Below are 24,439 nucleotides of genomic sequence, written 5' to 3'. Positions count from 1 at the left end.
CGAGACAGAATGTTTCCGCCCGTGTCGCCACCTGGCGGTGAGGGGAGTGACCGCCTCGCTCACGAGGCGGCCCCGAGCTCGTCGTAGTGTCGACGCGCCTCGTCCTGGGCTGTCCGCAACGCGTCGCTGAGATGGCTCAGCTCCACCACCCCGGCGGGCCGGCCCGACTCATCTACCACCACCGTCTTCCCGTCCGCGGTGCGCAGCATCTCCTCGAGCGCCTCGAAGAGCGTCGCGTCCGCGGTGATCGTTCCCACAGGCTTCCCGTCCCCGTTCCTGCCCTCGTCGAACGGTGCCAGGTCCAGGTCCCCGACGCGCTCGAACGCGAGACCCTTCATCGCGGTGCCGGCTCCGATGAAGCTCCGCACGAAGTCGTCCACCGGATAGGCGAGGATGCGCTCAGGCGTATCGGCCTGATGAACCACACTCTGCTCACCCAGGATCGCGATCCGGTCACCCATCTTGATCGCTTCGTCGATGTCGTGCGTGACGAACACGATCGTCTTGCGCAGTTCCTCCTGCAGGCGCAGGAACTCGTTCTGCAGGCTCTCGCGCGTGATCGGGTCGATGGCGCCGAACGGCTCGTCCATCAGCATGATGGAGGGGTCGGCGCCGAGCGCCCGCGCGACGCCGACGCGCTGCGCCTGGCCGCCGGACAACTCCTTGGGGTAGCGGTCCCGGTACACGCGCGGGTCGAGCCCCACCAGCTCGAGCAGTTCGTCGACCCGTGTGGAGATCCTCTTCCTGTCCCACCGGAGCATCTTCGGCACCGTGGCCACGTTCTCGGCAATGGTCTGGTGCGGGAAAAGGCCGATCTGCTGGATCACGTAGCCGATCCGTCGGCGCAGCTGGTCCGGGTTGACGTCCGTGACGTCGTCCCCGTCGAGATAGATTCGTCCGCTCGTGGGCTCGATCATCCGGTTGATGAGGCGAAGGGTGGTGCTCTTGCCGCAACCGGAGGGGCCGACCAGGACAAGGATCTCTCCAGGATCGATGTCCAGGGTGAGTTCTGCGACCGCCGGGCCTTCGGCCCCCTGGTAGATCTTGCTCACGTGGTCGAGTCGGATCTTCGGTTCGCCTGCCATGAGGTTCCTTACCTTCGTTTCAGGCCCGGAGGCCGCGGGAGCTGGTCAAGCGCTGGACCAGGGACAGGACGACATCGAGTGCGAGGCCGAGCAGGACGGTGAAAACGGTCCCGACCCACACCGACTCCACGCTGTTGGGCAGGCCCAGGCGCGTGAGGCCGCCCTGAATGAACGTTCCCAGGCCACCGCCCCCCACCAGGATGGCGATCGCCGCGATGCCGACCGTCAGCAGCGTCGAGATGCGCACGCCGGTCATGATCAGTGGCCAGGCCAACGGGAGCCGTACCCGCCAGAGCCGCTGCGCGGAACTCATGCCCATCCCGCGGGCGGACTCGACAACTGCTGGGCTGACCTCGTCGAGACCGGTCACGGTGTTGCGCAGGATCGGCAGGATCGCGTAGAGGAAAAGCGCCATCATCGCCGGGTTGTCGCCCGGTCCGACCAACGGGATGAAAAGTGCGAAGAGAGCAAGCGCCGGGATCGTCAGGAAGATGCTCGCGATCGCGAGGGCTATCGCCTTGCTGGTGGGCCGTGATTGCACACAGACCCCGAGCGCTACGGAGAAAACCGTCGCCAGGATGACGACCACCACCGTGATCTGGGCATGCTCCAGCGTGGCCTCCAGGACGTCGTCACCGTGTCCGACGACGTACTCCCACCAGCTATGCAGTCCGTCCACGCACACCTTCCCCACAAGAGCGCCAGCCTTACGGGTGCATCACCATACACAAGCGTGGCACGGCTTATGTAAAACACCGGCAACGACGCGGCAACATAAAACTCGCCGTGGCGTCCTGAGATCATCGACGAATGGGTACATCACCAACCGATCGCGAGCGCCTGCGCAGTCTCAGGTTGCTGCGCCGGGTACGCGACCGGATCGACCGGGAGTACGCGCAGCCGCTGGACGTGGAGGCGCTGGCACGTGGCGTGCACATGTCGGCCGGGCACCTGAGCCGGGAGTTCAAGCGGGCCTACGGCGAGTCACCGTACTCGTACCTGATGACGAGGCGGATCGAACGGGCGATGGCGCTGCTGCGCCGTGGTGACATGAGCGTCACGGAGGTGTGTTTCGCGGTGGGCTGCTCGTCGCTGGGCACGTTCAGCACGCGGTTCGCGGAGCTGGTGGGCGTGCCGCCCAGCGTCTACCGGATCGAGGGCGCCCAGGACACGTCGGGGATGCCGCCGTGCATCGCCAAGCAGGTGACGCGGCCGGTGCGCAACGGTTCGGGTGGCGCTGCCGTACGGCCGGTCAGGAATCGAGAAGCGCCGTCGCCCGCGCACGCCTAGCGTCACGGGTATGGACACGATCAGGATTCACCACACGTTCCTCCCGCACACGGATCCGGAGGAGTCGCTGGCGTTCTACCGTGACGTCCTCGGTTTCGAGGTGCGCCAGGATGTGGGCGGCGGCGCGATGCGCTGGATCACCGTGGCGCCGCCAGGGTCGGACACGTCGGTGGTGCTGACGCCGCCGGCGGCGGACCCGGGCATCACCGAGGACGAGCGCCGGACCATCGCCGAGATGATGGCCAAGGGCACCTACGCGACCCTCGTCCTGGCCACGCCCGACATCGACAGGACGTTCGACAGGATCCAGGCCGCCGGAGCAGAGGTGGTCCAGGAACCGGTCGACCAGCCCTACGGGGTCCGGGACTGCGCGTTCCGCGACCCTGCCGGCAACCACATCCGGTTCAACCAGACCGGCTGACGGGCCGTGTCGGTGTCCCGCAGTACTGTGCGGGAACCATCGCCAGATTCACGACCACCGCTGCGGAGAGCGAGACCATGAACACGAGTGTCAGGACGGCCGGGTCCGCCGTGAGGAATGCCGACCGGGTGAGCGGTGACGGCACGCCGTCGCCGGCCCATCCCGCGGACCGGCACGATCTGATCCGGGTGACCGGGGCCCGGGAGAACAACCTGAGAGACGTCGACGTCGAGATCCCGAAGCGGCGGCTGACGGTGTTCACGGGCGTGTCGGGTTCGGGCAAGAGCTCACTCGTGTTCGGCACGGTCGCCGCGGAGTCGCGCCGACTCATCGACGAGACGTACTCGACGTTCGTACAGGGATTCATGCCGTCCCTGCCACGGCCCGACGTCGACCGGCTCGAGGGCATCACGACGGCGATCCTGGTGGACCAGGAGCGTCTCGGTGCGAACGTCCGCTCGACGGTCGGCACGGTGACGGACGCGAACGCGATGCTGCGTAACCTGTTCAGCCGGATCGGGGAGCCGTACGTGGGGCCGCCGCCGGCGTTCTCCTTCAACATCCCCACCAGCAAGGCCAGTGGCGTGATGAGCACCGAGAAGGCCGGCGGCAAGGTGGACAAGGCCGTGGTGCGCGAGCAGGTGTACCTCGGGGGAATGTGCCCGGAGTGCGAGGGCCGGGGAAGTGTCTCGGACCTGGACCTGTCCGTGATCGTCGACGAGGACCGGTCGCTGTCCGAGGGCGCGATCCTGGTGCCCGGATACACGGCGGACGGCTGGATGGTGCGAGGATTCTCCGAGTCGGGGTTCGTGGACCCGGACAAGGCGATCAAGGACTACTCCCCGCAGGAGCGCGAGGACCTCCTGTACAAGGAGAAGACCAAGGTCAAGGCCATGGGGATGAACTACACCTACGAGGGGCTCATCCCGAAGATCCGCGCGTCGATGTTCAGCAAGGACCCGGAGTCGCTGCAGCCGCACCTGCGGCGGTTCGTGGAGGCCGCGGCGGTGTTCGGGCCGTGTCCGGCCTGCGAGGGCACGCGGCTCAACGAGTCGGCGCGGTCCGCGAGGATCAGGGGCAAGAACATCGCCGACGTCTGCGCGATGCAGATCACCGACGCCGCCGAATGGGCGCGAGGTGTGGACGACCCGGCCGTCGCGCCGCTCGTCGGGAGTCTGCTGCACCTGTTCGACTCGTTCACCGACATCGGCCTGGGCTATCTGTCACTGGACCGTCCCGCGGGCACGCTGTCCGGGGGCGAGGCGCAGCGCACCAAGATGATCCGGCACCTGGGGTCGGCGCTCACGGATGTCACGTACGTCTTCGACGAGCCGACCATCGGCTTGCACCCGCACGACATCCAGCGGATGAACAGCCTCCTGCTCAGCCTGCGGGACAAGGGCAACACGGTGCTCGTGGTGGAGCACAAGCCCGAGACGATCGCGATCGCGGACCACGTGATCGACCTGGGCCCCGGCGCCGGCACCGACGGTGGCACGATCTGCTACGAGGGCACCGTCGACGGGCTCGCGGCGGCCGACACGCTGACGGGCAGGCACCTGGGCTACCGCGCACGGCTCAAGGAGTCGGTGCGCCCGGCGGACGGTGCCCTGGAGATCCGGGGAGCGGACCAGAACAACCTGCGCCAGGTCGACGTCGACGTGCCCACCGGCGTACTGACGGTTGTCACGGGCGTGGCGGGCTCCGGCAAGAGCTCGCTGGTGCACGGAAACCTCGCCGGGCGGGACGGCGTCGTCGTCGTGGACCAGGGCGCGATCAAGGGGTCACGCCGCTCCAACCCGGCCACCTACACCGGGATGCTGGACGCCATCCGCAAGGCGTTCGCGAAGGCGAACGGGGTCAAGCCGGCGCTGTTCAGCGCGAACTCGGAGGGCGCCTGCCCCACCTGCAAGGGCAACGGCATGATCTACACCGAACTCGGTTTCATGGAGACGGTCGCGACGCCCTGTGAGGACTGCGGTGGGCGGCGGTTCCAGGCGGCCGTGCTGGAGCACCGGCTCGGCGAACTGAACATCGCCGAGGTCCTGGACCTGTCGGTGAGCCAGGCGTACGAGTACTTCGGCGCCGCGGACTCCAAGGTGCCCGCGGCGCGCAAGACACTGGGGCACCTGCGCGACGTCGGGCTCGGCTACCTGAAGCTCGGGCAGCCGCTCAACACGCTCTCGGGTGGTGAACGGCAGCGTCTCAAGCTTGCCATGCACATGGGGGAGAAGGGCGGCGTCTACCTCCTGGACGAGCCCACCACGGGCTTGCACCTCGCCGACGTGGAGAACCTGCTCGGCCTCCTGGACCGGCTCGTGGACGCCGGGAAGTCCGTCATCGTCATCGAACACCACCAGGCCGTGATGGCGCATGCCGACTGGATCATCGATCTCGGTCCCGGCGCCGGGCACGACGGCGGGCACGTGGTCTTCGAAGGGACACCGGCGGACCTGGTCGCGGACGCGTCGACCCTGACCGGGCAGCACCTCGCGGAGTACGTGGGGCAGTAGCGGGGACGTGGATCAGGGGGATGTGACGCAGGAGGCAGCGGGGGAGCGGTGGTGGAGCGGCGCGAAAGCGTGACACGCCTCCGCGCGCCGCTCCGCCACCGCGGACACCGCTCGAAGCACCCGTTCCCGGACAGCTCCTGGTGGCCGAAGGCGGCGCCCCGCGAAGGTGACGAGATCATCCAGTGACGCACTGGTCATCCTGGTAAGACCGTTGTGTTGCGCTATACACCATTGTCTAGCACCTGAAGCGGGCCGTCGACCCACGGCCGCCCACGCACCGCCACCGGCGCCAGGCAGGGCCGGGCCCAGACATCGGACGTACCGGACACCCTGCAAGATCAGCCCTCGGGCCGGCGGACGCGCCACGTGGCTCGGGCGTCAGAAGCCGGGCACCGGAGGTCACCAGAGGACATCACCAGAGGGCATGGGCGCGAGCACCGGGCCGGCGGTGCCCGGACCGTCAGCCGCCGGCCCGCACGAGCACCGGACATCGCACCGGAAGGGGGGCGTCCTTCCCTTCGAAATGACATAATGTGCATTATCGGATCACGTGCCGGGGCCAGCCGTGCGCCCGTGCGTCGCCCGGTGGCGCCTCACCGTCGTGGGCGACGTTCCCGGCGTCCAGCGGTGAGAGCACGTGCTCCAGGTCGGAGTCGTCCACGAGCGGGTCGTCCAGGTCCACGGTGATGTGCGAGTGCGCCATGAGGCGCGCGCTGCCGGTGATCGTCGAGTGCAGCGCGGGATAGTCGCCCACCTGGGCGTTCTCTCGCACGGTGCCGATGAACCGGCTCCCGCGCGGTGAGATGGTCTCCAGCTCGTCGCCCTCGCGGATCTCGCCGCGACGAGCCATGAGCGCGAGTCGTGCCGAGGTCCCCGTGCCGGTCGGGCTACGGCAGAGCACGCCGGGGTGGACGTAGGTCGCCGACGGCGACTCGTACCTCACGTGCCCGTCGGCGGTACCGCCGGCTTCTCGTACGGGCCCCATGAAGTGCGCGAACGGCAACGGGCCGACGTCGCCCAGCTCCGGATGCTCCTGAAGGAGGCCCGGCCGCGCCGCGCGCACGAACGCGTCACCGAACGCGGTGAGTGCGATCTGCTCGGCAGCCGCGAGGGTGAACCCGTGACGCGCGGCGTCGATCATCGCGTAGTACGCGCCGCTCCACACCAGGTCGAACCGCACCTCGCCGTAGTGCGGCACCTCCACGGCCAGACCTTCGGCCGCCACGTACGCGGGCTCGCCCTGAGTGGTGATCGACACGACCCGCCCGTCCAGGACGCGCGCGCTGATCCGCGCCAGGCCCGCGGGCGACTCCAGGACGACGCTCTGCAGGCCCTCGCGCATCGGGATCCGGCCGCTCTGCAGGAGTGCCGTGGCGGTGCAGATCGTGTTGGAACCCGAGTACAGCGGGTAGCCCATCGCCTCCATGATGATGTAGCCGGCCTGGGCCTCGGGATGCGAGGGCTCGACGATCAGGTCCACGGACATGGCGGGGTCGCCGTAGGGCTCGGACAGCAGCAACCGCCGCAGACCGTCGCCGTCGCTCTGCAGGTAGCGGGCCTTGGCGAGTACCGTGTCCCCGGGAAGCGGCCCCACCCCGGCCACGACGATCCGGCTCACGTCTCCCCCGGACTGTGTGTCCAGGAGCTCGAGAGTTCGCTCACGATGCCGCATACGGCGCTCCCACCGTGGCCCAGTGCCGGTCGGGCACCACGACGAGCTTGCCGACGTAGGTCTTGCTCATGAAGGTGCGCTGCGCCTCGTGGAAGTCGGACAGCCGGAAGGTGCGGTCGAGCAGCGGCCGGATCCGGCCGTCCTCGATGTACCGCACCAGCCGTCGGAACGCCGTCCGCGTTCCCTGCGAGGACCCGTGCAGCTCCAGCTGCTTCAGGTACATGGTCCGCAGGTCGAGGCCGACCACGGGTCCGCCGATCGCGCCGGCCGTCGTGTACCGGCCCTCGGGTCGCAGGATGCGCAGCAGGTCGTTGAACAACGGGCCCGCGACCAGGTCGGCGACGACGTCGACCGGTCCGTCCACCATGCGCCCCACGGCTCCCACCAGATCGGGTACGTCGCGCAGGACGACGTCCTCGGCGCCGATCTCCCGGAGCGCGTGCTCCTTGCCGGCGCTGGAGACGGCGTACGGGATCGCGCCGCGTACGCGCGCCAGCTGGATGACCGCCGAACCGACCCCGCCCGACGCCCCCGTCACCAGGACCCGCTCCCCCGCCTCCAGGCGTGCCCGGTCGAGCATCTGCTCGGCGGTCAGGTAGGCGCAGCAGAACGTGGCCAGCTCCGCGTCGCTGATGCGGGAGGTCACCTCGTAGGCGTTCTCCGCCGGGACGGCGACATACTCGGCATATCCCCCGTCGCGTCCGTGGCCGATGTAGTCGATGTCGGCGAGGCTGTCGTCTCCCTCGGGCCGGTTGTAGATACTGAAGTCCACCATGACCCGCTCCCCGATCCGCGCACCGGGCACACCGTCGCCGACCGCGACGATCTCACCGACGGTGTCGGTGCCCTGGATGCGGGGAAACGTCAGTGTCGAGCGGCCTCGCCGCCACGTGGACACCGAACCAGGGTCGGTCTCGCTGCCGTAGGCGCCCTCGCGGACCCACACGTCGGTGTTGTTCATCCCGCAGGCGTGGACGTCGATCAGGACCTCGCCCGGCCCCGGCTCGGGCACCGGCACGTCGTCGCTGTGCACGAGCTGGTCCATGCCGCCGTGCCCGAGGAGCCGCACCGCCTTCATCACCGCTGGAATCGGTGTCATCGATGCGAGCATAGGGGCACATCCGGGCCGGTGGCGACCGTGCCTTCACCCGCCACCCGACCTCGAGGACGCGTTCGTCCGTGCCCTCGGCCCTGACGCGTGCCTCACGGACGTCGTGGAGGCGGAGGCAGACGACGCGAGGATCACCGCGCGGACTTCCCATGTCAGTGTCTCCACATAGTCTGACCTGCATGGTTGCACCACCACGCCTGGAACGCCTCACTGTGGACGAAGCCGTCCGCCGCTACCTCGCCGCCGTCGAGGTCGAGACCGTGCGCGACGTGCTCTCCCCCGCCACCGCACGCAGCTACACGCGTGACGTCACCGAGTTCGCCCGTCTGGCCGGCCCCACCACGGTGCTCGACGACATCAGCGGTTCCGACGTGGACTCCATCCTCGTGCGCTACCAGGCCGCACCCGACGCCCGGTTCACCGACCCGGGCGCCAAGGCCGGCCCGGGCCGGTCCACGTCCACGGTCAACCGGTTCCGCCAGTCGGTCTCACGGTTCTTCTCCTACGCGGCCCGCGAGTGCTGGGTCCAGGCCGACCCGATGCAGTGGGCCTCGCCGCCGGCCCGGAGCCGTGAACCGCTGCGCGCCGCACGGACGGCGCTGTCCGCGGGTGCTGCCCGTTCCCTGCTGGCGGCCGACGACGCCACACCGGCCCGTGCCGACCAGGATCTGGCCGCCCGCGACCGCCTCGTCCTGGCGCTCCTCCTGGTCCTCGGTCCGCGCGTGTCCGAACTCGCCCGCGCCGACGTCGCGGACCTCACCCGCGAGGACGTCCGCACCACCTGGCGCATCCGCGGCAAGGGCGGCCACACGCGCACCGTCGCGCTCAGCCCGCCGCTGGCCGCGGCGTTGGAGTCCTACCTGACGGGCCTGCGGCCGCGCCTGGCCGCACGCCGCCCCGACGACGCCGACGCGCAGCGCGCCCTCCTGCTGTCCTGGCGCGGGCGCCGCATCGACACCCAGGCCGTGCGGGGCCTGCTGCGCCGTGCCGTGAACCGGATGCCCGACGGCGTGCGGCGTGAGGCGACGCCGCACGCGCTGCGGCACACCACCGCGACCTTGCTGGTGGCGGAGGGGTGGGACGTCAAGGTCGTCGCCGAGCTGCTGGGGCACGCCTCCATCGCCACCACCGGTGTCTACCTCGACCGGGTCGACGGCGAGCTCGCGGCGGCGATCCGGTCCCACCCTCTGGCGGCCGCCATCGAGTGAGCCGGCTGGATCGCGCGCCACGCGGGATCGCCCTCGAACGTGGGAATCCGAAAGCAAAGAGCACGGGAAGAATCCCCGATTCCCCGTTCCGCGGTTCACTCGCGGACGGTCCGCCGACGCACAAAAGTCCCGCGCCGTTGCCGGGCTCCCGGTACCGTGAGCTTCGTGCCGTCTCGCAACATCTCCGGTCTCACCATCGACGTCGCGCCCGACCTCCTGCGCCGGGCGCGGAAGTTCGCCCTGCGCGCCGGGCTCCTCGCGGCGGCCGCCCCTGTCGCCGTGGCCGCCGCCATGACGGTCACCGACGCCGTCCGCCGGCGCATGCACCCGCTCACGGCGACGTTCCCCACGGAGAAGCCCCTCACCGAACACGTCGAGGACACCACCACCACGATCTACACCTACGGCGCGGACCTGTACGACGCCATGCTGGAAGCCATCCGCGGCGCCCGGCACACCGTCATGCTCGAGACGTACATCTGGAAGGACGACACCGTCGGCCGACAGTTCAAGCAGACCCTCATCGACGCCGCCGCCCGGGGCGTCAAGGTCTACGTCGTGGTCGACGGGTTCGCCAACCTGGTGGTCCCGCGCAGCTTTTTCAACTTCCCGCCCGACGTGCACGTGCTGCGCTTCCCCGTGTTCCGTCCCGGGATGCTCGCGCTCAACGTCCGCAAGTCCGGCCGTGACCACCGCAAGATCCTCGTCGTCGACGACCGCGTCGGCTTCGTCGGCGGCTACAACATCGGCTCCATGTACGCCACGCAGTGGCGCGACACCCACATCCGGCTCGAGGGCCCCGCCGTGTGGGAGCTGCGCAACGCGTTCGTCGACTTCTGGAACCGGCAGCGCACCGGCCGCCTGCCGCAGCTGACCGACGTCGGCTCCGACACCTGGCTCCCCCACCTGCGAGCCGCACGCAACGCGCCTTCCGAGCTCGTCTTCCCCATCCGCGGCATCTACCTCGACGCGATCGACCGCGCCACCAGCCACGTCTACATCACCCAGGCCTACTTCATCCCGGACCACGACATCCACGACGCCCTCCTGGCCGCAGCCACCCGCGGCGTCGACGTCCGCGTACTGGTCCCCCACCGCTCGAACCACGTCGTCGCCGACTGGCTGGCCCGCGGCCTGTACACCTCACTGCTGCGGGGCGGCGTGCGTATCTTCCTCTACCAGGACGCGATGGTGCATGCCAAGACCGCCACCGTCGACGGCCGCTGGACGACCATCGGCACCGCGAACATCGACCGGCTCAGCCTCACCGGAAACTACGAGGTCAACCTCGAGATCGTCGACCCGGCGCTCGCGGCCCGGATGGAGGACGTGTTCCGGCTGGACCTGACGAACGCACGTGAGCTCACCATCGAGCAGTGGGAGCGACGCTCGGGCCTCGCCAAGGTCGGCGAGGCCCTGCTCTCACCGCTACGGCCGCTGCTCTAGCGGCGGCGGCGCGGCAGCGGTGTCAGCCCGCGTTGCGGGTCTGGTCGCGGCGCAGGCGGCGGCGGGTGAACTCGTCGTCACTCGCGAGGGACCCGGTGGGTGCTCCCGGCTCGTCCGCTCCGGCGTCGGGCCCGAACGTCTCGGTGGGCAGCTCGGCGAGCGTGCCCTCGATCTCGCGCCAGACCCGCCCCACGGCGATGCCGAACACGCCCTGGCCGCCCTGGACGAGGTCGACCACCTCATCGGCGGACATGCACTCGTACACCGACGCGCCGTCGGACATGAGCGTGATCTGCGCGAGGTCCTCGACGCCACGCTCCCGCAGGTGGGTGACCGCGGTGCGGATCTGCTGCAGCGAGACGCCCGTGTCGAGGAGCCGCTTGACCACCTTGAGCACGAGGATGTCGCGGAAGCTGTACAGCCTGTGCGTCCCGGAGCCGGTGGCCGGCTTGATGCTCGGCTCGACGAGGCCCGTGCGTGCCCAGTAGTCCAGCTGCCGGTACGTGATCCCGGCGACACTGCACGCCGTCGTCCCGCGGTAGCCCGTGGACGCATCCTGCTCGGTCAGGTCCTCACCGAAGAGGAGACCCTGAGCGCCGTACGGGATCGGTTCGCCGGCGGCTCTGACCTCACCATGGGTGTTCACTGTGCCTCCTGGAAAGTCTCGTGACCACGCTAGGGCCGTCCGGCACGTTCCGGGGCGAACCCGCCCGGCGTGTCGCGGCGTGCGGTCGCCCGACGGCGCGGACGGGCCGGGGCGACCGGTTCACTGGCCCGGTGGACCGGAGAAGTCGTCGGGGCTGACGTGGTCCAGGAAGGCGCGGAACTTCTCCATCTCCTCCCGCTGTTCCACGTCCACGATCTCGACACCCGCCAGCGCCACGATCTCGGCGGAGCACAGGACGGGGCTGCCGGTGCGCACGGCGAGAGCGATCGCGTCCGACGCTCGCGAGTCGAGCCGGGCTCCGCCCGACAGGACCAGCTCGGCGAAGTAGATGCCGCCCTCCAGGGCGACGATCTCGACCCGTTCGAGTTCGACGCCCACTGCGGCGAGCACGTCGCGCAGCAGGTCGTGGGTCATGGGGCGGGGCGTGGCGAGGCCTGCTTGCGCCATGGCGATGGCGCTGGCCTCGCGCGGCCCGATGACGATCGGGACGGCGAGATCGGCAGCGCTGTCCAGCAGCAGGACCACGATCTCCTGGTCGCGCTGCTGCTGGCGGACGCCGAGGATCTCCATGGGGACCATCGGCACGTCGGACGTCACCGTTTCACGGTATGCCGCGCGTCAGAGATCCGCCACACCCTGGCGCACCCAGATCGCGTGCAACCGGGTCAGGAGTTCGCCGATCTCGGCCGCCATGGCGGCCGCCTCACCGTGCGCGCTCTGCGACTGGCGGCCTCGCCACGGTGCGACGACCTGGTCGGCGAGGGCGACCTGGCGGTCGGCCGCGCTGCGCAGCGTGCGCAGGTGGCGAGGCTCGATGCCGTGCTCCGACAGGGCCACGGCGATGCGGACGACGTCGACCGAGCCCGCGCCCAGCGTGCCGTGGCCGCTCCGCTCGACGGCACCGACCCGGACGAGCTCTTCGACCAGTTCCGGTGAGGCACCGGCCGCCTCGGCGACCTGTTCGGGTGTCCAGCGGCGGCGGGCCGACGACTCGGCGGGCGCGAGGCGCGGCGCGGGCCGGGCCTCGTCGTCGCCCGCGTCCATCGCGGCCAGCCGGTCCTTGATGACCTTCAGGGGCAGGTACGAGTCACGCTGCTCGGTCAGGACGTACCGCAGCCGTTCGACGTCGGCCTGGCTGTACTGGCGGTAGCCCGACGGCGTCCGGACGGGCGTGATCAGCCCCTGTTCCTCCAGGAAGCGCAGCTTGGAGTGCGAGACGTCACCGAACTCGGGCGCGAGTGCCCGCAGCACGTCGCTGATGCGCATCGTCGCCTGACGCGAGATGCCCCGCGGCCACGGCTCGATGTCCTGCCCGGTGGCTCGCTCGACCGGCCGCGGGTCGTCCGCGGCTCGGCGGGCGGCCCCCGGCCTCACCGCTGCGGCACCCCCGGGAAGGACTGCGCCGAGGCCTGCGGGCTGGCGTGGAAGGTGAGGCGGAACTTGCCGATCTGCACCTCGTCGCCCGTGGAGAGCACGGCGCCGTCGATCCGCTCGCGGTTCACGTACGTGCCGTTCAGGGAGCCGATGTCGCGCACGCTGAACGTGTCGCCGTCGCGCACGAACTCCGCGTGCTTGCGCGAGACGGTGACGTCGTCGAGGAAGATGTCCGCCTGCTCGCTCCGGCCCGCCACGCAGCGGTCGGTGTCCAGGAGGAAGCGGGCGCCGAAACCCGGGCCGCGCTGCACCACGAGCAGAGCCGAGTGCCGAGGCAGCGCGGCGACGGCCGCGGCCTCCTCGGGGCTGAGGGCCGTCCGTCCCGCGGCGGCGTCGTCCCCGGTCGGGAAGACGATACGGCCGAGGTTGGCCGTGGTCGCCGTGGGGTCGGGGCCCGGATGAGGCTGGCCACTGGGGTCGGTCATCGGGTCTCCTCGGTGTGGGAACGGTTCGGACGTCTCGCCGGTGTGGCGCCGGGCGGCGGCACGGGTGCTGTCACGTGCGGGTTCACGGGTAGCCCGGTCCGAACCAACCTACATGGCACCAGCGGGAGTCGGCTACTCTTCGCTCGGTTCGGCGTGCTCGGGGTCCGCCGGCATGCGTGTCGCGTCGACGACGACGTGTTCCTGGCGCGTCACCTCCGCGGTCGCGCCGGCGTCGCGCAGCGTGGGCAGTGCCCCACCCGGTATCTCCAGGGCGCGGTCCACCGTCTCCGGGTCCCCGATCGCCACCCAGGTGTACGGCGGCTCCAGCAGCCGCCCGTCCAGGAGGATGCGTGGCTGGTCGTCGACCGTCTCCTCGAAGTGGCTGCTGGTGACGATCCTCACGTCGTTGACCTGCTGGGCCTCGACGCCGGCGTTGCGCAGCTCCTCGAGCATGTTGAACATGTTCGCGGCCGTGACCGTCCCCGGCCCGGCATGGATCTCGACGACGACACCGGGGCCCTCGGCGGGCAGGCGGCCGGACAGGATGCCCTCGTAGGCGGCGCGTTGCTCGGCCAGCTCGCGTGCCGCGCGGTCCTGGCCGTCGGCCGAGAGCAGGTCGTCGCGTGCCTCGGTGAGGTTGGCGACCTCCTCGTCGAGCTGCTCGCCACGCTGGGTGACCTCGTCGAGCAGGCGCACGAGCTCGTCCTGCCGCAGGGAGGCCAGCTGGTCACCGGTGGACTGCGCCACCTGGACGGCCAGGGCGAAGCCGAACGCGATGCACAGTGCGGCGGTGATGTACTCGGCGCGCCGGTTGCGCGGCCGGAACAGCTCCCACAGCCGCCGGGTCCCGCCGGCGGGCGGGGCGGCCGGCGCGGGCGGGGCGGCGGGAGCGTCGTGCCCGGCGTCGCCGCCCTCCTCACTGCCGGCGGCCGGAGCGGCGTCCGGGGACCCACCCGCAACCACGACATCCTCGGTCCCCGGTGTGACCGGTGCGGGGTCGTCGCTCCCGGGTGGCCGCGCGACGTCCTCGCCCCGTCCGTTCCCCGGAGCTGGTTCCGCCAGCTCCGGAGAACCCGGCCCCGCTGATTCCGGCCCCGCTGATTCCGGTCCCGCTGATTCCGGTTGCGGGGATTCCGGCGCCGACACTTCCGGTTCCGACGATTCGGGCCCGGGCGTCGCCTCGCCCGCCTCGCCGTCCTCCGGGATATCGGTGACCACGGCGTCGCGCGGACCCTCCGGTGCGCCGAGCTCTGGATGGTCGCCCGCTTCGGCGTCCTCCGGCCGCGGAGCAGCGCCGTCGTCGGCTCCCGGTCGTTCACCGCTGCTCCCGGGCCCCGGTTCGTCGGCCGTCCCGGATCCCAGGGGCCGCGGCCGCGCGTCTCCGGGCTCGGGGCCGCCGGCTCCGGCGTGCTCGCCCGGTTCGGTGTCCGAGGCGTCGCCCGGCTCGGGAGCCGGGCCGTCGTGCTGCTCGTCGCTCATGCTCAGGCCTTGAAGATGGTGCGGCGGATGGACGCGGCGTTGGAGAAGATCCGGATGCCGAGCACCACCACGACCGCGGTGGAGAGCTGCGATCCTACGCCGAGCTGGTCACCGAGGAACACGATGAACGCGGCGATGAGGATGTTGAACAGGAACGAGGTGAGGAACACCCGGTCGTCGAACATGCCCTCCAGGGCGGCGCGCAGGCCGCCCGCCAGGGCGTCGAGCGCGGCGACGACGGCGATCGGCAGGTAGGGCTGCAGCGCCACCGGCACGGTGGGTTGCAGGATGAGGCCGGCGACGACGCCGACCACGAGGCCGATGACTGGGATCATGCTCCGTCCTTCGCTGTGTCGTCCTGGTCGTTCTGGTCCGTCCCGGGCGCCTCGGCCCAGCGCAGCGTCTGCGGCCGGCCGGCGGGGAGCCGCAGTTCCTCCGCGCTCTGCACGCTCGACTCGATGCCCTGGGTGCCGAGCACCTGGAGGAAGGGCGGGCCTGTGGAGCGGGCGAACTCGACCTCGAGCTTCTCCGGGTCCCCGATCGCCTCCACGCGGTAGGAGGGCCCGTTGAGAGGCTGGAGGTCCACCAGGATCGCGTCGCCGGCACTCCGGATGGCGCTGACGGCGGTGAGGCGCTCGCCGCCGACCGCGATCGCCTCGGCGCCCGAGGCCCACAGCGCGTTCACCACGTACTGCAGGTCGGTGTCCCACACGCGCTGCCCGCTCTCGTCGTCCGCGAGCCCGCCGTCCGTGAGGGTGACGACCAGGCCGGGACCGCTGACGGCGGTGGTCCCGTTCGCCAGTTTGTCGAGGTCGTTGGTCTCCCGCAGCGCGCTGGGCAGGGTGCCGGCGTTCTCGAGCTCGTCGACCTCGGCGGCGAGGGCGACGGACCGGTCCGTGAGGCTCTCGACCTGCAGGCTGCGCTCGGCGACCTGGTCGGCCAGCACGGAGCGCGCCTGGGTGGCGGCGGGCTGCGGGGCGCGCAGGTGGACGACCGCGACGGTGACGACCAGGCCGAGACCGACGGCGACGAACATGGCCACCACGAGCGCGGGGACACGCGGCTCGGTGTCCTCCCCGGCCGCGGCACGCTCCGCGCGGCGTGCCGCCGCGGCCGCGTACCCGGGGTCGAGAGGACGCTTCATGACCTCGTTGAGGAGTGTCATCGAGGCGTCGGGACGACGCCGGGAGCCAGGCGCGGGGTCGCGCGTGCCGTCGTTCATCCGCGAGCCGCCAGCTGCCGCACCTGCGCCACGTACTGCAGCCCGGCGAACCAGTACAGGGCGACGCCCCACCAGGTGAAGGCCCAGCCCACGACGTGTGCCGTGGTGCCCACGGCGCCACCGGCCTCCGCGAGGAGCAGCAGCGGGAACGCGTACAGGAGGGCGAAGGTCGCGACCTTCCCCGCCTGGCTGACGTTGAGCGTGCCGTAGCCGAGGCGGGCGAGGACGGGAACCATGAGCGCCAGCACGAGGTCACGCGCGAGGATCGCGGCCACCAGCCACAGCGGCACGACCTCACGCCAGGCGAGGCCGAGCAGGGTGGCGAAGATGAAGAGGCGGTCGGCAAGCGGGTCGAGCATCTGCCCGAGCCTGCTGACCTGGTGCAGCGACCGGGCGAGTACTCCGTCGAGCCAGTCGGTGACGCCCGAGACCGCCAGCACCACCAGCGCGAGAGCGTCCTGGTGCGCGACGATCAGGACCGCGAAGACGGGAACGAGCGCCAGCCGGACCATGCTGATCGCGTTGGGCACCGTGAGAACCCGGGAGCTGATCTCTTGTCCCCTGGACACATACACCGCCTCACCGTGCCGTTCCTTCCCGTGCGCCATACTACGGGCCGAGTGTTGCGGATCCGCACAGGGGCGCGCCGGGCGCGTCTCCGGCGCCGCGGCGCGACGACGCCGCTCCGGCAGAGGCCGCTCCGGCAGAGGTGGTGCCGCACGTCACCCCGGGCCCGTCTGGCCCGGTCCCGGCCCCAGCGCGTAGGATGGCCACTGATCCCCCTGGAGTTGGTCGCCTTCTGCGCGTGTCGGCGTGAGTCGCCGGAGCGAGTGTGTGTTCGCCGAGTGAGCGGCCCGGGGCCGGGCGCCGAGAGCGCCACGAGGTCCGGACTCCCTCTCGACGACGAACGGTTTGATACCCCCATGCCCGTTGCTGCCCTGACCACGCCTGCCCCCGAGTCCCCGGCCGAGCAGGCGGCCGACCCCACCACCCGCGCGACGGCGGAGCCTGCGACGTCCGCACCCGCCGAACCGGAGCAGCGGTTCGACGACCTGCCCCTGCCCGCCGCGCTCCTCGACGCGACCCGCGACCTCGGCTTCTCGACCCCGTCGGACATCCAGGCCGCGGCGATCCCGCCGCTGCTCGAGGGCCGCGACATCACCGGCGTCGCCCAGACGGGCACCGGGAAGACCGCCGCCTTCGGCCTGCCGCTCCTGGCCGCCGTCGACCCGCAGGCCGACGTGGCCCGCGGACACGTGCAGGCGCTCGTGCTCGCCCCCACCCGTGAACTGGCCATGCAGGTCGCCGACGCGATCGAGTCCTTCGCCACGCACCTGCCCGGCGTCCGCGTGCTGCCGGTCTACGGCGGCGCCCCCTACATGCCTCAGCAGCGCGCCCTGCGCGACGGCGTGCACGTCGTGGTCGGCACCCCCGGCCGCGTCATGGACCACATGGAGCGCGGGTCGCTCGTGCTCGACGGCGTGAAGTTCCTCGTCCTGGACGAGGCCGACGAGATGCTGCGCATGGGTTTCGCGGAGGACGTCGAGCAGATCTTCTCCACGGCCCCCGCACAGCGGCAGGTCGCCCTGTTCTCCGCCACCATGCCCCCGGCCATCCGCAAGGTCGCCGACCAGCACCTGACCGACCCGGTCGAGATCGCCGTGACCCGGCAGTCCTCCACCGTGACGTCCGTGCGCCAGACGTACGCCGTCGTCCCCTTCCGGCACAAGACCGGATCGCTCGTGCGGGTCCTGGCCACCTCCGACGCCGAGGCCGCGATCGTGTTCACCCGCACCCGCGGCGCCGCCGAGGACGTGGGCTCCGCGCTCCTGGAGCGCGGCATCTCCGCCGCGACCATCTCCGGCGACGTCGCACAGAAGGACCGCGAGAAGATCGTCGAGCGACTGCGCTCCGGCGCCCTGGACGTCCTGGTCGCCACCGACGTCGCCGCCCGCGGCCTCGACGTCGACCGCATCGGCCTCGTCGTCAACTTCGACCTGCCGCGCGAACCCGAGGCCTACGTGCACCGCATCGGCCGTACCGGCCGCGCCGGCCGCACCGGCGAGGCCCTCACCTTCGTCACCCCGCAGGAACGCGGACTGCTGCGCCGCATCGAACGCACCGTCCGCACCCGCCTCGAGGAGGCGGACATCCCCTCCCCCCGCGACGTGTCCGCGCACAAGTTCGCCACGCTGCTGAAGCAGGTCCCCGCCCGCCGCGACGCCGGCCGCCTCGACCTGTACGCCGACATGCTGCGCGCCTATCTCACCCGCCCCACCGGCGAACCCGCCGCACCCGCCCCCGAGGCCGATCCCGCAACGGCCGACGCCACGGACACCACCGCGGCACCGGCCATCGCCCAGCCCGCACCGTCCCGCACGGCCGCGGACGAGGAACTCGTCCAGATCGCCGCGGCGCTCGCGGCGATGGCAGTCGGTGACGACGGTCCCCGCCTGCGTGCCGAGCAGGAGGAGTACGAGCGTGAGCAGGCGAAGGCGAGGTCCGCCGCGACGCGGCGGACCACGCACGACGCCGAGCGGCACGACCGCTCCGGTGAACGCACCGGCCACCGGGACCGTCCGGGGCGCGGGCCGCGCGAGCACGGCCGTCCGGGCACCCGCTACCGGCTCGCCGTCGGCCACACGCACGGGGTCAACCCGGGCGGCATCGTGGGCGCACTGACCAACGAGGGCGGGCTGACCGGCTCGGACGTCGGCAAGATCGACATCTTCGGCTCGTTCTCCCTGGTGGACATCAGCGCCCCGCTCGACGAGCCGACCATGGACCGGCTGGGCCGGGCCCGCGTCGCGGGCCGGGCGCTGCGCATCCAGGTCGACCGTGGCGCGCCGGCCCGCCGGGGCTTCGACGACGACCGCCGGGGCGGCTTCAGCCCTCGTGAGGGTGGTCGGGACCGGGGTCAGCGGCCTCACCGTGCTCGGCGATGAGCCCGACGAGGCGTCGCGCCTCGTTCATGCCGTGCTCGCCGTCGGCCCGTTGGACGGCCATGACGGCGAGCACGGACCCGTCGGCCAGGTCGAGGTGGACCCACGGGTCCCCGGACCCGAACCGCACGGCGACGATCTCGGCCCAGTCCAGGCGCCGGCGTCGCACGTAGTTCACGACCGTCAGCCCTGACCGGTCGGGTTCGGCACGTACGGCGGCGAACCGCACGGTGAGCAGGGCGAAGAACAGCCCCACCACGATGGTCGAGACCCGGTTCAGCGTGGTACCCGCGCCCGGGCCTTCCGCGACCAGCGCCACGAAGACGCAGCCGATCGCGAGTGCGGCGCCCATGGACCACGCCGTGGGGGTGGTGAACCTGCCCCGGAACGTGCGGTAGCGGTCCGGGGCAGGGTCGGACTGCCGTGGTCCTTCCCGGTCGTCGTCGTGTTCGCGCTGGTGGTCGCCGTTGTCGCCGGGGGTGCCCACGTGTGGTCTCCTTACATACGGCTGGCGTGGATCGATGTCACGATGATCGCGCGCGCGCCGACATCGTGCAGGGCGTCCATCACCCGGTTGGTGTCGCCCCGCGGCACCATGACCCGGACCGCGGACGCGTCGCGGTGGTGCTGCGGAGAGACCGTCGGCGACTCGAAGCCGGGCGTGATCCGCACGGCCTGCTCCAGCAGCTCGTTCGGCACCACGTAGTCCATCAGGACGTACGAGCGGGCCGTGATGACACCCTCGAGACGTCGCGTCAAGGTGCGCACCCCGGGCGGCGCGGCGGCGTCGGCCTGCCGGATCAGCACGGCCTCACTGGTCAGGATCGGGTCGCCGAACACCTCCAGGCCCGCGGCCTTGAGCGTGCTGCCGGTCTCCACGACATCGGCGATGAGGTCCGCCACCCCGAGCCCGACCGAGCTCTCGACGGCGCCGTCCAGGTGGACCACCTCGGCAGGCTCGACGCCCTGCTTCACCAGGTGGCCCGCCACGAGCGTCGTGTACGACGACGCGACACGACGCCCGGCGATGTCGCCCACCTCGCGCATCGTCCCGACCGGCGCCGCGAACCGGAACGTGGACCGCGCGAACCCGAGAGCCAGGTGCTCGACCGCGTTCGCACCCGAGTCCAGCAGCAGGTCCCGGCCGGTGATCCCGGCGTGCACGGTCCCGGCGCCGACATAGACGGCCACGTCCCGCGGACGCAGGAAGAAGAACTCACACCCGTTCTCGGGATCCGCGAGCACCAGCTCACGGCTCGAGCGGCGCTGCCGGTACCCGGCCTCGCGCAGCATCTCGGACGCGGGCTCGGACAGGGAGCCCTTGTTGGGGACGGCGATTCGCAGCATGGAAGTCTTTCCTTGTCGGACGTACGGCGGGGACGGCGAGCGGGCTGATGTTCCCGGTGGGTCCGGCCAGAGGCGGCCGGACCCACCGGGACCGCCCGCTACAGATGCGCGTACACGTCCTCGAGCGTGAGTCCCTTCGCCAGCATCAGCACCTGCAGGTGGTACAGCAGCTGGGAGATCTCCTCGGCCGTGGCGGCGTCCGACTCGTACTCGGCGGCCATCCACACCTCGGCCGCCTCCTCCACGACCTTCTTGCCGATGGCATGCACGCCCGCGTCCAGCTGCGCCACGGTGCCCGAACCGGACGGACGGGCCGCGGCCTTCTCGGAGAGCTCGGCGAACAAGGACTCGAAGGTCTTCACGGCCCGAGCCTAGTCGCTACCGCAGGGCCACGGCCGTGGCGACCGCAGCCTGGACAGCCTCCTGCCCCTTGTCCTCCCGGCTGCCGGGCAGCCCCGCCCGGTCGAGCGCCTGCGCCTCGTCGTCGCACGTCAGCACCCCGAAACCCACCGGAATGCCCGTCCGCACGCTCACGTCCACGAGACCCGTGGTCGCCGCCGAGCACACGTAGTCGAAGTGAGGGGTACCACCACGGATCACCACGCCGAGCGCCACCACCGCATCCGGCCGCCGCGGGACCGCGTCATCCGCCCCCGGCGCCGCGACGGATGCGACGGCCGACGCGGCGCCCGACAGTCCGGCGACCCGCGCGGCCGCCACCGGCAGCTCGAACGACCCCGGCACCCGCACCTCGCTCCACGCCGCCCCGGACTCGCGCAGCGCCCGCCGCGCCCCCTCCAGCAACCCGTCCATCACCTGCGTGTGCCAGCTCGCGGCGATCACCACCACGTACAGCCCCCGACCGTCCACCGTCAGCGCCGGTGCTCCCGCTCCGCTCATCGTGCGACCTCCAGCATGTGTCCCATCCGGTCCCGCTTCGTGCTCAGATACGCCGCGTTGTGCGGCCCGGCGCCGACCCGCAGCGCCCGCTCCCCCACGACCTCCACGCCGGCGGCCCGCAGCCCCGACGTCTTGGCCGGGTTGTTCGTCAGCAGCTCCACCCGGCCGATCCCGAGCTCACCCAGGATCGCCGCCGCCGCGCCGTACTCGCGCGCATCCACCGGCAACCCCAGAGACGCGTTCGCATCCACCGTGTCCAGCCCCTCGTCCTGCAACGCGTACGCCGCGATCTTGTCGGCCAGCCCGATCCCGCGGCCCTCGTGCCCGCGCAGATACACCACCGCGCCCCGCCGCCCCTCGGCGGCGGCCGCCGCCACCGCCTCCAGAGACGCCTTCAGCTGCGGACCGCAGTCGCACCGCAGCGAACCCAGCGCATCACCCGTCAGGCACTCCGAATGCACCCGCACCAGCGCCGGGGCCTCGGCATCCGCTCCGGAGCCCGCCGGTGGGGCCGCATCGGGCACGAGCGCGAGGTGCTCGGCGCGCGTGCCCGTGTCGCGGTAGGACGTGACGCGGAACATGCCGTGGGTCGTGGGCAGGAAGGCCTCGGCGACCCGGGCGGCGCGCTGCTGCTGCCCCGAGGTCGCGGCATCCGCCGAGGGTCGGTGGGGTGCGGCGTGTGCACCCGGTTCCGCGGCGGGCGCCGCGACGTCGTGTTCCCGCTCCTCCTCGGCGTCCCGGTCCTCGGCACGCTCCAGGTGCTCGACGATGTCGGACACGGTGACCAGCACCAGTCCCTCGGTGTCGGCAAGCCGGCGGGCGTCGTCGTGGCGCAGCATCTCGCCGTCGTCGGCGACGAGCTCGGCGATACCCGCGACGGCGCCGGTCCCGCCGTCGAGGCCGGCGAGCCGGACGAGCTCCACGGCGGCCTCCGTGTGGCCGCGGCGTTCGGCGACACCGCCGGGGCGGGCACGGAGCGGGAGCACGTGGCCGGGGCGGATCAGGTCGGCGGACGTGGTCGCCGGGTCGGCGAGCGTGCGGAGGGTCAGGGCGCGGTCGGCCGCGCTGATCCCTGTGCCCACACCGCGCGCGTCCACCGAGACGGTGTACGCGGTGCGGCGCTCGTCCTCGCTGTTCTCCCACATCAGCGGCAGGCCGAGTGCGCCGGCGCGCTCGGCGGGCAGGGGCGCGCACAGGTAGCCGGACGAGTGCCGCACCGTCCAGGCGACCCACTCGGTGGTCGCGTGGACGGCGGGCAGGACGACGTCGACCTCGTTCTCGCGGGACGCGTCGTCCGCGACCAGGACCGGGCGCCCGGCGCGCAACGCGCGCAGCGCGGCGGGAACGGTGTGCTCGACGGGCCCCGCCTCCCCGGCCCGGCGTGGCGGCGTGGTCCGCTCCGGCGGCTCGGTGCGCTTCGTGCGGTCGGGGACGACGGCGGTCATGCGGGCACCTCCGGGCTCGACGCGGGAACGGCCGGCTCGGGGGTGCCCGGCGGGGCGACGCGGGGGTGGTCGTCCAGGGCGGTCACGTGCGCGCGCGCAGGTGCGCCGGGGCCGGTCAGGAGCCGTTCGGTGTACTTCGCCAGGACGTCCACCTCGACGTTGACGAGAGACCCGGGTGCCAGTTCGCCGAGGTTGGTGGCCTGGAGCGTGGTGGGGACGAGGGAGACGCCGAACGTGCCCTGCCCGGAGCCGGCGGCGCCGTCCGGTCCGGCGCGGTCCGGGAGGTCGGAGACGTGCGTGACCGTCAGGGACACGCCGTTGAGCGCGATGGAGCCCTTCTCGGCGACGTAGCGCAGCAGCCCGGGTCGCCCCGCGAACGTGAGCTCGTCCCAGCGCGGCCCGGGCTCGCGCCGCAGGAGGGTGGCGGTGCCGTCCACGTGTCCCTGGACGACGTGTCCGCCGAGGCGCCCGTCGGCGGGCAGTGCGCGCTCGAGGTTGACGCGTGCGGCCGGCGTCAGGGCGCCCAGGGTGCTGCGGCGCAGGGTCTCGGGCATGACCTCGAAGGTGATGGTGGGCTCGGCGGTGCCGCCGTCGTCGTCGGACACGGCGGTGACGGTGAGGCAGACGCCGTCGACGGCGACGGAGTCGCCGAGCCGCGCGTCGGAGGCGGCCAGAGGTGCGACGACGGTGAGTACCGCGTCGGTGCCCGCCTCGTCGGGATGGACGAGGGAACGGACCGTGCCGGTCTCCTCGACGATGCCGGTGAACATCTGCGGTTTCCCTCCCAGAGCGTCGGTGCTCCGGGGTTCGCCGAGAGGCCGCCTGTCCGCCGGACCGGGACCTCCCGGACGGCGCACCGACGACGGCGCCGGTCGCGGCGGTGGGCTCACCCGTCAGGTGTGCCCGCGTCGCGACCGTACGTGCTTCCTCCCATCCGGACTTTCACCGTCGGCCCTGGAATTCCACCAGGTCAACCGGCCTGCCGTGAGGCAGAGCGCGGGTCGCGGGCTGTCACCGCCGGTTCGGAATTACACCGACCCCGGAGCACGTCGATTGCGTTTGCACCAGCAAGCATGCCACACGTGCCCCGGGCCCCGGGAGTGTCGTTCGTCTCACCACGTGCTCCGCGCCGGCCGGTCAGTGGCAGTGCGCCGAGGCCAGGTCGCGCAGGGCCGCGATCTCGCCCGCGACGTCCTCGGCGCCGTAGACGGCCGAGCCGGCGACGAACACGTTCGCGCCCGCGTCGGCGGCGCGGTCGATGGTGTCGCGTGAGACGCCTCCGTCGACCTGTACCCACACGTCCAGGCCGGACTCGCCGATGGCCTGGCGTGCGCGCCGGATCTTGGGCAGTGTCCCCTCGATGAACGACTGGCCCCCGAACCCTGGCTCCACGGTCATGACGAGGATCATGTCCACCTCGGACAGCAGGTCCAGGAACGGCTCCACGGGTGTCGCCGGCCGCAGCGCCACACCCGCACGGGAGCCGAGGCGCCGTAGTTCCCGGGCGAGGCGCACGGGCGCCCGCGCCGCCTCGGCGTGGAACGTCACCGACGCCGCGCCGGCCTCGGCGTAGGCGGGCGCCCAGCGGTCCGGGTCCTCGATCATCAGGTGTGCGTCCACGGGCACCGGCGACACCTTGGTGAGCCGTTCGAACACGGGCAGGCCCAGGGTCAGGTTCGGCACGAAGTGGTTGTCCATGACGTCCACGTGCGCGAGGTCGGCGTCGGCGATGCGCTGCAGCTCGCTCTCCAGGTTCATGAAGTCGGCCGACAGGATGCTCGGTGCGATGAGGGCGCTCATGCGGCCAAGCCTAGGGCGGGTGCCGTGCGACC

25 protein-coding genes and 1 riboswitch are annotated in these 24,439 nt (G+C 71.7%); of the genes, 6 read left to right on the top strand and 19 right to left on the bottom strand.

Annotation, left to right across the window (positions count from 1 at the left end):
• Positions 1 to 59: 59 nt before the first annotated feature.
• Positions 60 to 1,085 carry an ABC transporter ATP-binding protein gene (locus J0911_RS14245; RefSeq protein WP_207276118.1) on the bottom strand — a complete coding sequence of 342 codons (1,026 nt, stop codon included), beginning with the start codon at positions 1,083 to 1,085 and terminating at the stop codon, positions 60 to 62.
• A 19-nt stretch (positions 1,086 to 1,104) separates the two neighbouring features.
• Complete coding sequence (locus J0911_RS14240) at positions 1,105 to 1,764, bottom strand: ABC transporter permease (protein ID WP_207276117.1); 660 nt, start codon at positions 1,762 to 1,764, stop codon at positions 1,105 to 1,107.
• A gap of 131 nt (positions 1,765 to 1,895) precedes the next feature.
• Between J0911_RS14240 and J0911_RS14235 the strand changes: the two genes are divergently transcribed.
• The 3 genes from J0911_RS14235 to J0911_RS14225 all read left to right on the top strand — a co-directional run bounded on the left by J0911_RS14235 (position 1,896) and on the right by J0911_RS14225 (position 5,309).
• Positions 1,896 to 2,375: a helix-turn-helix transcriptional regulator gene (locus tag J0911_RS14235; RefSeq protein WP_207276116.1), complete on the top strand. Its 480-nt coding sequence runs from the start codon at positions 1,896 to 1,898 to the stop codon at positions 2,373 to 2,375.
• A 10-nt stretch (positions 2,376 to 2,385) separates the two neighbouring features.
• On the top strand, positions 2,386 to 2,796 hold the full coding sequence (locus J0911_RS14230) for a VOC family protein (RefSeq protein ID WP_207276115.1): 411 nt from the start codon (positions 2,386 to 2,388) through the stop codon (positions 2,794 to 2,796).
• A 77-nt stretch (positions 2,797 to 2,873) separates the two neighbouring features.
• Positions 2,874 to 5,309 carry an ATP-binding cassette domain-containing protein gene (locus tag J0911_RS14225; protein WP_207276114.1) on the top strand — a complete coding sequence of 812 codons (2,436 nt, stop codon included), beginning with the start codon at positions 2,874 to 2,876 and terminating at the stop codon, positions 5,307 to 5,309.
• A 538-nt stretch (positions 5,310 to 5,847) separates the two neighbouring features.
• On the opposite strand, the gene J0911_RS14220 is transcribed toward J0911_RS14225, so the two are convergent.
• Positions 5,848 to 6,981: a proline racemase family protein gene (locus tag J0911_RS14220; protein WP_207276113.1), complete on the bottom strand. Its 1,134-nt coding sequence runs from the start codon at positions 6,979 to 6,981 to the stop codon at positions 5,848 to 5,850.
• Positions 6,968 to 8,080 carry an alcohol dehydrogenase family protein gene (locus J0911_RS14215; RefSeq protein ID WP_242636749.1) on the bottom strand — a complete coding sequence of 371 codons (1,113 nt, stop codon included), beginning with the start codon at positions 8,078 to 8,080 and terminating at the stop codon, positions 6,968 to 6,970. Before J0911_RS14215 ends, J0911_RS14220 begins: the two co-directional genes overlap by 14 nt.
• Positions 8,081 to 8,271: 191 nt before the next feature.
• Here J0911_RS14215 and J0911_RS14210 point away from each other — a divergent pair, with 191 nt between their 5' ends.
• Together J0911_RS14210 and J0911_RS14205 are read left to right on the top strand one after the other, a co-directional pair.
• Positions 8,272 to 9,300, top strand: a complete 1,029-nt coding sequence (locus J0911_RS14210) for a tyrosine-type recombinase/integrase (protein ID WP_207276112.1) — start codon at positions 8,272 to 8,274, stop codon at positions 9,298 to 9,300.
• A gap of 165 nt (positions 9,301 to 9,465) precedes the next feature.
• A complete protein-coding gene (locus J0911_RS14205; protein WP_307865096.1) occupies positions 9,466 to 10,746 on the top strand; it encodes a phospholipase D-like domain-containing protein in 1,281 nt (426 codons plus the stop codon).
• 22 nt (positions 10,747 to 10,768) lie between these two features.
• Here J0911_RS14205 and J0911_RS14200 read toward each other — a convergent pair whose 3' ends face one another.
• The 8 genes from J0911_RS14200 to clsA form a co-directional block, all read right to left on the bottom strand.
• On the bottom strand, positions 10,769 to 11,392 hold the full coding sequence (locus J0911_RS14200; RefSeq protein WP_207276111.1) for a MerR family transcriptional regulator: 624 nt from the start codon (positions 11,390 to 11,392) through the stop codon (positions 10,769 to 10,771).
• Positions 11,393 to 11,512: 120 nt separating this feature from the next.
• The gene (locus J0911_RS14195) at positions 11,513 to 11,992 is read right to left on the bottom strand and encodes a bifunctional nuclease family protein (protein ID WP_207276823.1); all 480 of its coding nucleotides are present in this window, start codon (positions 11,990 to 11,992) and stop codon (positions 11,513 to 11,515) included.
• Positions 11,993 to 12,031: 39 nt separating this feature from the next.
• Entirely contained in the window at positions 12,032 to 12,787 is a 756-nt protein-coding gene (gene ftsR, locus J0911_RS14190) for a transcriptional regulator FtsR (protein WP_307865095.1), read from the bottom strand.
• The gene (locus tag J0911_RS14185) at positions 12,784 to 13,272 is read right to left on the bottom strand and encodes an FHA domain-containing protein (protein WP_207276110.1); all 489 of its coding nucleotides are present in this window, start codon (positions 13,270 to 13,272) and stop codon (positions 12,784 to 12,786) included. Before J0911_RS14185 ends, ftsR begins: the two co-directional genes overlap by 4 nt.
• A 132-nt stretch (positions 13,273 to 13,404) precedes the next feature.
• Positions 13,405 to 14,751 (bottom strand): DUF881 domain-containing protein, encoded by a 1,347-nt coding sequence (locus J0911_RS14180; protein ID WP_207276109.1) that lies wholly within the window; start codon positions 14,749 to 14,751, stop codon positions 13,405 to 13,407.
• Between the two features lie 2 nt (positions 14,752 to 14,753).
• Positions 14,754 to 15,086, bottom strand: a complete 333-nt coding sequence (locus J0911_RS14175) for a small basic family protein (RefSeq protein WP_207276108.1) — start codon at positions 15,084 to 15,086, stop codon at positions 14,754 to 14,756.
• Positions 15,083 to 15,973: a DUF881 domain-containing protein gene (locus J0911_RS14170; protein WP_207276107.1), complete on the bottom strand. Its 891-nt coding sequence runs from the start codon at positions 15,971 to 15,973 to the stop codon at positions 15,083 to 15,085. Before J0911_RS14170 ends, J0911_RS14175 begins: the two co-directional genes overlap by 4 nt.
• Entirely contained in the window at positions 15,970 to 16,542 is a 573-nt protein-coding gene (gene clsA / locus J0911_RS14165; RefSeq protein WP_307865094.1) for a cardiolipin synthase ClsA, read from the bottom strand. Before clsA ends, J0911_RS14170 begins: the two co-directional genes overlap by 4 nt.
• A gap of 354 nt (positions 16,543 to 16,896) precedes the next feature.
• Between clsA and J0911_RS14160 the strand changes: the two genes are divergently transcribed.
• Positions 16,897 to 18,918: a DEAD/DEAH box helicase gene (locus J0911_RS14160; RefSeq protein ID WP_207276105.1), complete on the top strand. Its 2,022-nt coding sequence runs from the start codon at positions 16,897 to 16,899 to the stop codon at positions 18,916 to 18,918.
• Here the strand turns inward: J0911_RS14160 and J0911_RS14155 are convergent.
• From J0911_RS14155 to rpe, 7 genes are all read right to left on the bottom strand, one after another.
• On the bottom strand, positions 18,860 to 19,402 hold the full coding sequence (locus J0911_RS14155; protein WP_307865093.1) for a PH domain-containing protein: 543 nt from the start codon (positions 19,400 to 19,402) through the stop codon (positions 18,860 to 18,862). The two genes, J0911_RS14160 and J0911_RS14155, sit on opposite strands and share 59 nt — an antisense overlap.
• An 11-nt stretch (positions 19,403 to 19,413) precedes the next feature.
• Entirely contained in the window at positions 19,414 to 20,262 is an 849-nt protein-coding gene (hisG, locus tag J0911_RS14150) for an ATP phosphoribosyltransferase (RefSeq protein WP_207276104.1), read from the bottom strand.
• Positions 20,263 to 20,360: 98 nt separating this feature from the next.
• Positions 20,361 to 20,624: a phosphoribosyl-ATP diphosphatase gene (locus J0911_RS14145; protein ID WP_207276103.1), complete on the bottom strand. Its 264-nt coding sequence runs from the start codon at positions 20,622 to 20,624 to the stop codon at positions 20,361 to 20,363.
• A 16-nt stretch (positions 20,625 to 20,640) separates the two neighbouring features.
• Entirely contained in the window at positions 20,641 to 21,162 is a 522-nt protein-coding gene (gene ribH / locus J0911_RS14140; RefSeq protein ID WP_207276102.1) for a 6,7-dimethyl-8-ribityllumazine synthase, read from the bottom strand.
• Positions 21,159 to 22,607, bottom strand: coding sequence for a GTP cyclohydrolase II (ribA, locus tag J0911_RS14135; protein WP_207276101.1), 1,449 nt, complete (start codon positions 22,605 to 22,607; stop codon positions 21,159 to 21,161). Before ribA ends, ribH begins: the two co-directional genes overlap by 4 nt.
• A complete protein-coding gene (locus tag J0911_RS14130) occupies positions 22,604 to 23,377 on the bottom strand; it encodes a riboflavin synthase (protein ID WP_207276100.1) in 774 nt (257 codons plus the stop codon). The genes ribA and J0911_RS14130 overlap by 4 nt, the downstream gene beginning before the upstream one ends.
• Positions 23,378 to 23,523: 146 nt before the next feature.
• A riboswitch (FMN riboswitch) is annotated at positions 23,524 to 23,659 on the bottom strand.
• 85 nt (positions 23,660 to 23,744) lie between these two features.
• Positions 23,745 to 24,407 carry a ribulose-phosphate 3-epimerase gene (rpe, locus tag J0911_RS14125; RefSeq protein WP_207276099.1) on the bottom strand — a complete coding sequence of 221 codons (663 nt, stop codon included), beginning with the start codon at positions 24,405 to 24,407 and terminating at the stop codon, positions 23,745 to 23,747.
• Positions 24,408 to 24,439 lie beyond the last annotated feature (32 nt).

The sequence above is a fragment of the Myceligenerans salitolerans genome, from assembly GCF_017349295.1.
In the GTDB taxonomy this organism is placed as follows: domain Bacteria; phylum Actinomycetota; class Actinomycetes; order Actinomycetales; family Cellulomonadaceae; genus Myceligenerans; species Myceligenerans salitolerans.
Note: the sequence above shows the minus strand (reverse complement) of the source record. Positions and strands in the feature narration are given on the sequence as shown.